An 11,461-nucleotide genomic window follows, 5' to 3' on the forward strand; every position below is an offset into this window, starting at 1 on the left:
CGGCGTGGCCTTCCGCTCAGGGCAGGTGTTGCCATGCGTGATACGAGCTGCGCACGAGCGGACCCGATTCGACGTAGGCGAACCCCATGCGGCGCGCCTCGTCGCCGAGCGCGGCGAACTCCTGCGGCGCGACGTAGCGATCCACGGGAAGCTCTTCCGCGCTCGGGCGGAGATACTGACCGAGCGTCAGCACGTCGCAGCCGGTCGCGCGCACGTCGGCGAGCACCGCGAGCACCTCGTCCAGGCGCTCGCCGAGCCCGAGCATCAGCCCGGTCTTGGTACGGACGTCCGGACGCATCCCCTTCGCCGCGCGCAGGATCCCGAGCGAGCGCTCGTACGTGGCGCCGGGCCGCACCTGCTTGTAGAGCCGCGGCACCGTCTCCGTGTTGTGATTCAGGATCGCGATCGGCGCCGCGACGACCGTCGCGAGCGCCGCGTGGTCGCCCTGGAGGTCGGGGATCAGGACCTCGATGGTGCACTCGGGTACGAGCGCCTTCACCGCCGATGCCGCCGCCGCGAAGTGCGCGGCCCCACCGTCCGGGAGATCGTCCCGGTTCACGGAGGTCATGACGACGTGCCGCAAGCCGAGGCGCGCGACGGCCTCCGCGACGCGCCGGGGCTCGTCGGGATCGACCGGCAGCGGCCTGCCATGGCCAACCGCGCAGAAGCGACACGCGCGCGTGCAGGTGTCGCCGAGCAGCATGACGGTCGCCGTGTGGTGCGACCAGCACTCGCCGAGGTTCGGACACCGCGCCTCCTCGCAGACCGTGTGGAGGCCGAGCGCACGCACGGTGGCACGCGTCTCCGCGACCGCTTTTCCCGTCGGTGCGCGGCTCCTGATCCAGTCGGGGTGGCGCCGTGCGATCGTCACGGGCGCCTCTCGGCGTCGTCGACGCCCTCGAAGACCCGCAGGAACTCGTCGACGACGAGCGCCTCGACCTCCGCCATCGCCGGACGGGCTCCCATCGCCTCCTCGAGGGACGTCACCCCGACGTCGGCGAGACCGCACGGCACGATGGCCGCGAACTCGCGCCGGAGGTCGGCGACGTTGAGCGCGAAGCCGTGCATCGTGATCCAGCGCCGGATGCCGACCCCGATCGCCGCGAGCTTGGCGTTCCCCAGCCACACTCCGGTAAAACCGCGCCGCCGACGCGCCGCGAGCCCGCAACGGGCAGCCACGGCGATCACCACTGCTTCGAGCGCGCGCAAGTAGCGGTCGACGTCGCGCTCGCAGCGTCCGAGATCGATGATCGGATACCCGACGAGCTGGCCCGGACCGTGGTAGGTGACGTCGCCGCCGCGGTTCACGCGCAGGACGGGCGCGATGGGGGCAAGCACGTGGCGGGCGTCGCCGCGGCGTCCGAGCGTGATCACGGGCGGATGCTCGACGAGCAGGACCTGCTCCGGGCCGCCGGCGAGGACGCGATCGCGCGCCGCCTCCTGAACGGCGAGAGCCGCTGCGTAGTCGAGCCGGCCGAGGCGATGCACCTCGAGACGCGAGGGCTCCGACCAGCGTCCGGCCGCGACGCCGGCGCTCACGCGACCACCAACCCGATCGGGCCCTCGAGCAGGCGCTTCAGCTCCTCGAGGAACCGCCCCGCCATGACGCCGTCGATGCCCACGCGACGATTATAGGGATGGGCGACGGCCTTCGAAACCCAGGGAAGCGATCACGCGCCGGCGCGCGCCGCGGCCGCGGCGCACGGCGCGAACGACCGGCGGTGCAACGGCGTCGGTCCGTGCGCGGCGAGCGCCCGCAGGTGCTCGGGCGTCGCGTAGCCGACGTGGCGCGCGAAGCCGTACACCGGATAGAGCGCGTCGACGGCCTGCATCAGTCCGTCGCGATGCACCTTGGCGACGATCGACGCCGCCGCGACCGAGTAGACGATCGCGTCGGCTCGGACGTAGCGCGTCTGCGGCACGTCGAGATCGGGGATGTGCCGCGCGTCGACCACGAGGTGGTCGGGAGCGAACGGCAGCGCAGCCACCGCCCGGCGCATCGCCTCGAGCCCGGCGCGGTAGATGTTCAGGCGGTCGATCTCCTCCGGATCGACGACGCCGAGGCCGACGCCGAGCGCGGTCTCCCGGATGGCGGCGGCCGCCTCCTCCCGCGCCGGGGCCGACAGGAGCTTCGAGTCCGCGATGCCCCGGAGCGGGGTCGCACCGGCAGCGAAGACGACCGCCGCCGCGACGACCGGGCCCGCGAGCGGGCCCATGCCCACCTCATCGACGCCCGCGACGCGCGCGAGGCCGGCGCTCCACAGGAGCCGCTCGACGTACGGCGCCGTCTCCCGCACCGAGCGCGTCCCCGTGGTCGCGGGTCGCGTCGCGCCAGCTTTCCGAGTCCCCACCGCGTCCTCCAGAGGCTCGCAGCTCGCACGCGACCCCCGACCTGTCAAGTCGGACCTCATCCGAACGCCCGCTCACCGAACCACCAGAGCGCCATGACGAGGATCGCTCCGGAGGCGACGACGACCACCGCGCGGCGATGCCTGCTCCGCTCGATCGCCGCGATCATCGGGAACGTCACGAGCACCACCACGAGCTGTCCCGCCTCGACCCCGAGATTGAACGCCAGGAGGGACGCGATCAAGCCTTCCCGCGGCAGGTGCATCTCGCGGAGGATGGACGCGAAGCCAAACCCGTGCACGAGTCCGAACACGAACGTGACGCGCCAGCGTCCGCGCGTCCGGTCGAGGAGCAGGTTCTCGAGCGCCACCCAGGCGATCGAAAGCGCGATCGCGCTCTCCACCAGTTGCGCCGGCAGCGCCACCACGTCGAGCACGGCGAGGCTCAGCGTCACGCTATGCGCGACCGTGAACGCCGTCACCACCGCCACGAGCGATCGCAGGCCTCCGCCGACGAGCAGGAGCGCCACCAGGAACAGGATGTGGTCGTACCCCGTCGCGATGTGCTCGACGCCGAGCACGAAGAAGCGGCGGAACGCGGGCCAGAATCCCCCGCTCGTCTCGCCGAGCACGGCCTCCTGATCCGTCGGCGTGAAGACGTGCTCGATGAGCGCGCCGCCGACGCGGATCTTCGCGAGATTCTGCCCGTCCACCGCCGTGAGCGCCGGGAGCCGCACGACGACCCGCAGCGGCGACGCGTCGGGGCACGGGCCCGTCAGGCGGAAACGCACCAGCTCGTTCGGCTCCAGCGTCGAGTCGCGGAGCGTCAACGGACACGGCGTGCCCCCGGCCTCGACGACGAGCGCCGCGGCGAAGCGGCGGGCGAGACGCGGGAACCGGCTCCGCACCTCGGCGTCGCTCGTGGCGCCGTCGCCGTCGACGTCCGCCGCGAGATCGTGCACCGAGAGCACGAGGTCGAAGCGCACCTCGCCGTTCGCGATCACGACGTCCGAGTAGCCGATGCCCTGCTGGTGCGCGGCGACGGGCGTCGCGCCGAGGAGACCGACGATCAGCGCCGCGGCGCAGCGGATCACCCGAGCGGGCAGGCCGCGCGCCCTCAGTGCTCGTGCATCGACTCGCCGAGAGCGAGCTTGCAGAGGCGGCGCACCTGCGGGTCGGCGTGGCTCCGCTCGAGCGATTCGAGGATCTCCTGCGCCTCGGGCTTGCCGCTGCGCTTGAGCGCGAACGCGGCCGCGGTCTGCGCGTCGGGGCGCCCTCCTTCGAGCGTCACGCGCAACACCTCGATCGCCTCGGGCGTCGCGATCTCGGCGAGCGCGTCGGCGGCCGCGAGCACCATCGGCTTCTCCCCCGTCGCCATGGCGTCTCCGAGGACCTTCACGACGCGCGCGTCCCGCACGCCCCCGAGGGACCTCGAGAGCTCGAGCCGGAGGTTCGGAGAGCCGTCGGCGGCGAGCGTCTCGGCGACGCGCCCGAGCGCCTCCGGCGTCCCGACCTTGATCAGCCCCCGGCATGCCGCCAGGCGGAGGGCATCGTCGCCGCTCCGGCTCCATGCGAGCAGGCGATCGGTCGGCGGCAGACGGCCAAGCGTCACGAGGACGTCCAAGGCCGCCGGCTGCAGCCCGCCGGCGTCGCCGAGCTGCGCCTCGGCGAGGTCACCCATTCCCGGAGCACCGGCGCGCGCGAGCCGCACCATCACCGCCGCTCGCTCCGCGAGCGGCTGGCGCCCGTCGCCGAGCCAGGCCGCGAGAGGCGCGAGCCGCCCGGTGTCGAGCAGCGGAACGAGCGTGCGCCGCGACGTCATCGCCGCGAGCGCATGCGCACGGAGCGCCGCCTCCGGACCCACGAGGGTGGCGACGAAGAAGTCCGCGGCGGCCTCATCGTCGTCACGCGCCGCGAGGTACGCGGCGACACGCTCCGTCACCGCACGATCGGTGAGCCACGCCACGTCGTTCACGGTGTCGAGGCGTTGGGTCCAGCGCCAGTACGTACCCTCCGGCAGCACCTTCCGGAAGCTCGAGAAGTTCGGAAGCGGCACGGCCAGCACCAGCGTCTCGGCGCCGGCGACGAAGTACGGCTTGGTCGTGGCGAAGAGCATCTCCTGGGCGAGCGCCATCGTCTCGCCGGCCACCGCCTCTCCTTTCAGCACTCGTCCGATCCGGATCCGGAAGACCTGAAGCTTCGCATCCGCGGACGGGGTGCTGGACTCGACCGTGCCCCGCACGACGAGGTCCGATCCATCGATGTCCGTGAAGAGGTCGGCCGCGTCGGCGGAGCCCGCCAGCACGACAGCAGCGAAGAAGGCGGACACGGTCGCCCAGCGGCGCCGCGCCGCGGTCGTTTGCATCATGCGGAAGGTTCTACTGGGGGCGATCCCGCTTGGGAACGCCCCCAGTCGACCGGAGCCAGCTTACGGAAGCGCGACGCCCTTGTAGAGGCCGTCGCCGTCGAAGTCGATGAAGAGCGGGTTCGCGATCGCCATGGCGGTCACGCCGCACTGCCCGAGGTTGCCGTCGCTGAGCTCGGCAACGGTCTGGTTCAGTACCGTGCAGGTTCCGAAGAACGGGCAGGCGCCGGCGCCGGTAAAGCCGCAGCGCTTGCACGGATCCGTATTGCAGGCCTTGTCGAACATCGACTGCGGGTTCATCGGGAAGAGCGGTTTGGATATGCCGTCCTGGCCGCGCACCGCGACGATCACCCACGAATCCTGCGTGATCGTGAGTGGCTGATCCGAGCTCGACTCGAGCCGGAAGTCGCCGTTCACCGGCACCGTGCTCTTGGTCGGCGTGATCACGAAATCTGGCGTCGGGGTGCAGACCTTCTTCACGCCGCCGACGAAGTTCGGGGACGTGGGCACGCACGAGGGCGTGTTGTTGACGTAGATCTCGACCCGGTCGTACTCGGCCCAAGTTGGACTCTGGATGTCGACGTGGACCGTCGCGCTCCCGCCGTTGGCCAGCACGAGGAGCGGGTCGGCGAGGTCGTGACTCGCAAACAGGCCGGGGTTGCCTTCGACGCTGACGCGCATGAATGGACCGCTCGTGCAGACGTTGCGGCCCGCGTTCACGCTGTCGGCGAGATCCGCCGGGTCGAGGAGCGCCGGGTCGTCCGTCGCCGACGCCAGCATGTTCCGCGGTCCGCCCGCCTGGACGATGGTCGTCGAGTGCGTGTCGGAGTCGCAGACGATGCCCTTGCGCAGCAGGGGGTGCGTCGAGTCGAAGTTGTTGAGCATGCTGATGTAGTCGCCGAGGTTCTCGCCGAGCGCGAGGGGGTTCTGGTCGCGGCTGCTCTCGATCCAGAGCTCGAGCGCGGTGAGCTCGTCGCTGTACAGGTTGGTGACGCTCGGATCCTGGCGAATGTTCGCCGGCGGCGTGCTCGACTGCGGCGGCGCCACCGTCGAGTCGATGCCGGAGGTGCGGAAATAGCCGAGCGTGCCGCTGTTGAAGTGGTTCGCCTGGACGACCGTGGCATTGTGCGGCGCGCCCTTGGCGGTGAGCGCCACCTCATTGATGCTGAGGTCGTAGCTGCCGTTGGACGGATACCCGAGCCCCGCCGGCACTCCCGCGCGGCCCCAATCGATCCCCCCGCCGGTGACGCTTCCCGGCACGATGTCCACCGGGTAGGCGCCGAAGTGGCCGCTGTCGAAATAGGTGACCTCGTTGCTGAGGCCGGCCTTGATGAGCGACGACGCGCCGAGCGCCGCGACGTCGGCCGTGAGGTCGGTCTTGAAGTCGTGGTCGCTCGCCACGAAGTAGTCGACGCCCTCGGCGAGCATCGTGACGATGCGCTCCTTCTTCGAGACGGCCGAGTCGGGGCTGTTGATGAGGTGGACGTGGTGGTCGGCCGAGACGAAGCCCGTCGTATCGACGACCGGCACGACCGACGCCGTCACGACCTGCGGCGTCGCGGCGGCGCCGGCAACCACCGTGAGATTGGTCTTGCTGACCGAGTACTCGGGGCCGTGCGACACGACGATCTGGTAACTCCCGGGCTGCAACGCGAAGACCGGCGTGCTGCCGCTCGGGCCCGCGAACTGCACTTGCGGCAGGCCGTGGATCGCCACCTTCTCGCGCGCGTCGTATCCGAAGATGTTGCCGAAGGCGTGGAGCGAGCCGAAGATCGTCTCGTCGATGCCGGGATCCACGGCTTGCGCGGCGCCCACGACGGAGACCTTGGCCGCGATGGGATCGGACGTGACGCCGTTGGTCACGTCGACCCGCACGAACCCGGTCGCGGGCACGTCGAAGTCGACGACCGTGACCTTCTTCACCGAGATCTGGTGCTGCGTCGGGGACGCTCCGCCCCCTTCGTACGGATACCCGGGGATCTTCACCATCGCGCGGTAGTCGCCGACCGGGAGCGTGCCCTGGAAGAAGCCGCCGTCCTTGGTCTCGAAGACGTTCATGACGGCGTACTGCGACAAGCGCGCGCCCGGCGCCTTTACGATGGAGACGCGCGCGCCGTCGACCGGCACACCGCCCACGCGCACCGTGCCCTGGACGTAGCCCGTCTTCAGCCCGTCGTCGATGATCTCGCCGCGCGCGACGAGCTTGTGTCGCGCGTCGACGACGCGGCCCATGCCGTTGTCGGAAACCGCGAACCATCGCGTGTAGGAGCCCTGCCCGCCAACGGCAAGCGACAGCTCCCCGGCCGGCTTGCCGTTCTTGCACGGCCCGATGTCGATCGCCTGGTCGGGCGGTTCGCAATCGGTGTTGATCTCGCAGACGACGTCGCACGCGGGTTGCCCGGTGCCGCCGCACGGCACACCCCCGGACGTCTTCGAGCACACGCCCTGGTCGCCCGCCGACAGGACCGAAAGCAGGCTCTGGCCGTAGACGGGCACGACGACTCCCGACTGCGAGAAAGCACTGGTGTCGATCGAGAGCTGCGGAATCAAGCCGTAGGAGACCCCCTGTGACTCACCGAACCCGAACCAGCCGAGGTAGGTGAACGGATAGAGCGAGATCTCGTTCGCCGGCGTACCGCCGAGCCGCAGCGCGGCTTCCCCGAAGCCGAGGCCCGGAGCCACGACCTCGAGCTGGCCCCCGCCGCTCGTGTAGTCGCCGGCGTAGATCTCGAGCCGCTTCGCGCCGTCGTTCTGGACGATGGTCTCGATCTTCATGAAGTCGTCGCCCGGGCTCAGGGTGTACTCGTTGATGACCGTAACGGGGATGTCGTTGTCGATCGCGAACGGCGGGATCGACAGCGATCCCGAGAAGCCCTTGATCGCGACGGCCGGATCGATCGGGTCGAAGAGATCGTCGGGGCCGCTCGTCTGGAGAACCGCCGGGCCGCCGCTCGCGCCGTCGTTCAGGACCGTGATGCTGGTCGGGTTGTCGGTCGACGAGATGTTGATGAGCGGCGTCATGCCGAGGAAGTTGTCGCGGCCCGGACCACTCGCCCGCTGGAAGTCGGCGTCCATCAAGTGGCCGCCGTAGGTCAGCATGAAGCTGAAATCGCGGCCGACGTCGCGGATCACGAAGCGCACCTTGTCGTTCTCGATCAGCCAGTCGCCGACGCGTCCCATCGCGAGCGGGCCGCCGATCAGCTCGGCCGCATTCGCGATCTGCTGCGCCGACGCGATCGGCATCGTCGCGATGCCCGGGTTCGGCGCGCAGGTGAACTTGATGGTGTCCTTGTCGGACACGAGGCCGGTGTCGGTCGCGACCGCCTGGATCTGGAGCGTCGCCTTTTTGGTGCCCTTCTTGAGGGGCACGACGAACGCGCGCTCCTCGGAGCAGACGTTGGTCGACGCGGTCGGGAAGGCGGCGTCGAGGCCGAGGTCGACGTTCCGGAAGTTGTCGCGCGCGAACGGGTTCTTGTCGGGGCGCGTCGCGTCCTTCGCGCTCGGCTTCTTGAGGAGGTAGGTGTCGGCATTGCTCGGCGTGCACGTGAAGCGGCCGTCGACCACGTTCACGCAGGCGCCCACCATGAAGGTACACTGGCCGGGGGTGTTGTCCGCGTCGCAGGCCGGGTCATTGTCGAGGCAGACGATCTTGTTGGTCGGCACGCCCTTCTTCGGATCGAGCGGCGGGACCGGCGAGATCGACCACTCGAGCGCGCAGTCGGTCGACTTCACGCCTTCGGGTACGCAGTCGGCGACGTTCGAGACGCTGCCGCCGGACGAGCAGGCGGCGAAGCTCGCGTGGGGAGCGAGCGCGGCGGACGTCGCGAGCGCGACGATCGACAGGGCCAGGCGAAGCGCGGATTTCATCGGGATCCTCCTCGGCAACGGCACGGTGAACTCGCGAACACACTGCTCACGACGAGGCGTGCGCAGACGACGGCACTTCCGGATGGCGAAAGGCGAGCGTGCCTCGGAACGTACGGAGTCGAAGCCCGAAATGTCAAGCAAAATCTCGGGCGCTTGACACCCGGAGCCGCTTGCCCGAGGGTCCGCCGATGCCGGATCACGCCCCCCCGGTTCCCGTCGACTCCGCGACCGTCGCCCTCCTGCGCGAGCCCGTCCCCGGGCGGCTCGAGGTCCTCCTGGTCGGGCGCCACGCCGAGAGCCGCGCCTTCGCCGGCGCCCACGTCTTCCCCGGCGGCCTCGTCGATCCCGCCGATCACGCGGCCGACCTCCACGCCGCCATGTCGGCCCCCATGACGCCCGACACGGCACGTGCCATCCTCGGCGGCGCCGGAGCCCCCGCGGCCGCCCTCGCGTTCCTCGCCGCGACGATCCGCGAGCTCTTCGAGGAAGCCGGCATCCTCCTCGCCAACGACGCCCACGGCGCCCCGCTCGGCTTCGGCGACCCGGCGACCCGCGAGCGCTTCGCGGCGCATCGGCGCGCGCTCCTCGGCGGCGCCGTCGCATTCGCAGAGATCGTCCGCCGCGAAGGCCTGACGCTCCGGACCGGCGACCTCGGCTACTTCAGCCGGTGGATCACGCCGGTCCATGCCCCCCGCCGCTATGACGCCCGCTTCTTCGTCGCCCCCGTTCCCGCCGACCAGGCGCCGCTCCACGACGAACGGGAAACGACCTCGGCCGCGTGGTGGACCCCGGCCGATGCCCTCGCGGGAGCGGTCGACGGCTCGATCGTCCTCACCCCTCCGCAGGCCCGGACGCTCGAGGAGCTCATCGACCTCGGCACGATGGCGCGCGTCCTGGCGAGCACGCGGGAGCGCACCGTCACGCCGATCCTTCCGAAAGTGGTGCAGATCGGCGACCGCATGGGGGTCCTCTACCCGGGGGACGTCGACTACGACGAGACGGAGCCGGGCGCCGCCCTCCCCGCCGAGCGTGATGGTCGGCTGAACCGCATCATCATGGACGACGCCGGCTGGCGGCGCTTCCGCGGCATCCGCTGAGCCGTTTCGCGGCTCACACGGAAACCGCCTACGGCAACCGACGCTTCATGCCCGATCCTGGCCAGGCGCCGGAGGCGAGGCGGCGGCTGAGCGCGAGGCGGTCCTCGACGGTCGCGCCCGCGAGGTCGGCGGCGGCCAGCGCCTCCATACCGACGCGGAGGCCGCGCCGGTTGGCGAGTTGGATCGTCAGGCCGGGACGCGCGTTCAGCTCGAGCACGAGCGGGCCGCGCGCGGCGTCGACGACCAGATCGACGCCGAGGTACCCGAGCGGGATCGCGTCGTGGCACCGCGCCGCGATCGCGAGCATGCGGTCCCATTCCGGAATGGCGTGTCCCGCCACCGGCCGATCGAGGTCGGGATGGCGCGCCGTCGGGCGACCGGCGAGAACGCCGTGGGTCGTGACGCCCCGCACCAGGTCGATGCCGACCGCCATGCCCCCCATGTGGAGGTTCGCGCGCCCATCCGACGCCCGCGTCGGCAGCCGCACCATCGCCTGCACGGGCACGCCCCGGAAGACCAGGATCCGCACGTCCGGCACGCCGCGATAGCTGATGGCGCCGAGCACCGGATCGACCTGCACGCGGTGCTCGATCAGGACCTCGTCGCTGTGGGTGCTCGACGCGTAGGCGCCGGCGAGGATGTCGGAGCAGTGCGCCGCGAGCTCCGCGAGCGACATGGTCGCGCCGCTCGCCTTGACGAAGCGGTCGCCGGCGCGCTCGCCGATCACTACGACGCCGCCGCCGCCCGCGCCGCGCGCCGGCTTCACGACGAAGCTCGAGCGCGCGCCGAGGATGGCGTCGAGCCGGCGGAGATCCCATTGCCGCGCGAGCTCGGCGTAGGTGGCGGGCACCGGGATGCCCGCCGCCGCGAGCCGGCGCTTGGTGCCCGGCTTGTAATCGACGACGGCGAAGAGCGCCGGCGGATTGTAGGGGACCAGGAACTCGAGGTTCCGCCGATTCATGCCGAGCGTCGCCCGCCGCAGGCGGCGCATCGCCGCGAGCATCAGGCGCCGTTCCCCGTCGGGCGGCCGAGTTCGGAGAAGCGCAGGTACTCGAGCAGCCGGAGCCCGCGCCACTTGCCGATCGCGATCTCGAGCCCGACCACCAGGAGCAACACCTCGGGGAACGACAGGACGATCGACTGCAACCCCGCCCATTCGATCACGAGGTAGCATGCCGCGCAGACGCCGAGCGTGTTGCGGGTGAGCCGGATCGCCTCGCGGGTGCCGAGCTCCACCTGCGTCGTCGTGAAGTTCTCGATCACGTTCGACATGATGACCATGGGGAAGATGCTGACGTTCAACAGCGCGCCGACGCCGAGGTACGCGCCCGCGACCGTGAGCCCCGCCATCATCACCGAGACGAGCGCGATCAGCACCGCGAGGCGCGCCACGAGCTGGATGCGGAACCACTGGAGCGCGCTCCGCAGCACCACGCCGAGTCCGACGATCACGCAGAAGATCGTAACGCCCCAGGTGAGGCCGGTCATGAGGAAGGCGAGCGACACGATCACCGGCGCGAACGTGCCGAAGGTCTCGATGCCGATCACGCTCCGGAAGACGACGACGAGGCAGGCGATGACCGGCAGGACCAGGATCAGGTTGATGGCCTGCAGCGGCACCTGCGCGAGGACGGCCGCCGACCAGGCCCGCACGAGTCCGCGCCGGAAGCCGGCGAGCCCGCGCACGTCGTCGGCGTCGATGACCTGCGGGCGCAGGTCCCAGAGCGACGCCGCCTCGACCATGGGCACGCCGTCGATCAGGTTCGCCCGCGCCATGCTCCAGA

The 11,461-nt window shown here is 70.8% G+C and carries 9 protein-coding genes; 1 reads left to right on the forward strand and 8 read right to left on the reverse strand.

Annotated features, from left to right (window positions below; all coding sequences use genetic code 11):
• Positions 1 to 16: 16 nt before the first annotated feature.
• The 6 genes from lipA to IT293_09625 all read right to left on the reverse strand — a co-directional run bounded on the left by lipA (position 17) and on the right by IT293_09625 (position 8,580).
• Complete coding sequence (lipA, locus tag IT293_09600) at positions 17 to 871, reverse strand: lipoyl synthase (GenBank protein ID MCC6764905.1); 855 nt, start codon at positions 869 to 871, stop codon at positions 17 to 19.
• Complete coding sequence (lipB, locus tag IT293_09605; protein ID MCC6764906.1) at positions 868 to 1,539, reverse strand: lipoyl(octanoyl) transferase LipB; 672 nt, start codon at positions 1,537 to 1,539, stop codon at positions 868 to 870. The genes lipA and lipB overlap by 4 nt, the downstream gene beginning before the upstream one ends.
• A 131-nt stretch (positions 1,540 to 1,670) precedes the next feature.
• Positions 1,671 to 2,297, reverse strand: a complete 627-nt coding sequence (locus IT293_09610) for a ribonuclease HII (GenBank protein MCC6764907.1) — start codon at positions 2,295 to 2,297, stop codon at positions 1,671 to 1,673.
• A 110-nt stretch (positions 2,298 to 2,407) separates the two neighbouring features.
• Positions 2,408 to 3,442: a HupE/UreJ family protein gene (locus IT293_09615; GenBank protein ID MCC6764908.1), complete on the reverse strand. Its 1,035-nt coding sequence runs from the start codon at positions 3,440 to 3,442 to the stop codon at positions 2,408 to 2,410.
• A gap of 23 nt (positions 3,443 to 3,465) precedes the next feature.
• On the reverse strand, positions 3,466 to 4,716 hold the full coding sequence (locus IT293_09620) for a HEAT repeat domain-containing protein (GenBank protein MCC6764909.1): 1,251 nt from the start codon (positions 4,714 to 4,716) through the stop codon (positions 3,466 to 3,468).
• Positions 4,717 to 4,776: 60 nt separating this feature from the next.
• Positions 4,777 to 8,580, reverse strand: a complete 3,804-nt coding sequence (locus tag IT293_09625) for a hypothetical protein (GenBank protein ID MCC6764910.1) — start codon at positions 8,578 to 8,580, stop codon at positions 4,777 to 4,779.
• A 188-nt stretch (positions 8,581 to 8,768) separates the two neighbouring features.
• On the opposite strand from IT293_09625, the gene IT293_09630 reads away from it, so the two are divergent.
• Complete coding sequence (locus IT293_09630; protein ID MCC6764911.1) at positions 8,769 to 9,677, forward strand: NUDIX hydrolase; 909 nt, start codon at positions 8,769 to 8,771, stop codon at positions 9,675 to 9,677.
• 28 nt (positions 9,678 to 9,705) lie between these two features.
• Here the strand turns inward: IT293_09630 and IT293_09635 are convergent, their stop codons facing one another.
• Complete coding sequence (locus IT293_09635) at positions 9,706 to 10,680, reverse strand: alpha-L-glutamate ligase-like protein (GenBank protein ID MCC6764912.1); 975 nt, start codon at positions 10,678 to 10,680, stop codon at positions 9,706 to 9,708.
• Positions 10,680 to 11,461: hypothetical protein (locus IT293_09640; GenBank protein ID MCC6764913.1), on the reverse strand; the 782-nt coding region annotated here is incomplete at its 5' end. The genes IT293_09635 and IT293_09640, both read right to left, overlap by 1 nt.

Source organism: Deltaproteobacteria bacterium (assembly GCA_020848745.1).
In the GTDB taxonomy this organism is placed as follows: Bacteria; Desulfobacterota; Binatia; order UTPRO1; family UTPRO1; genus UTPRO1.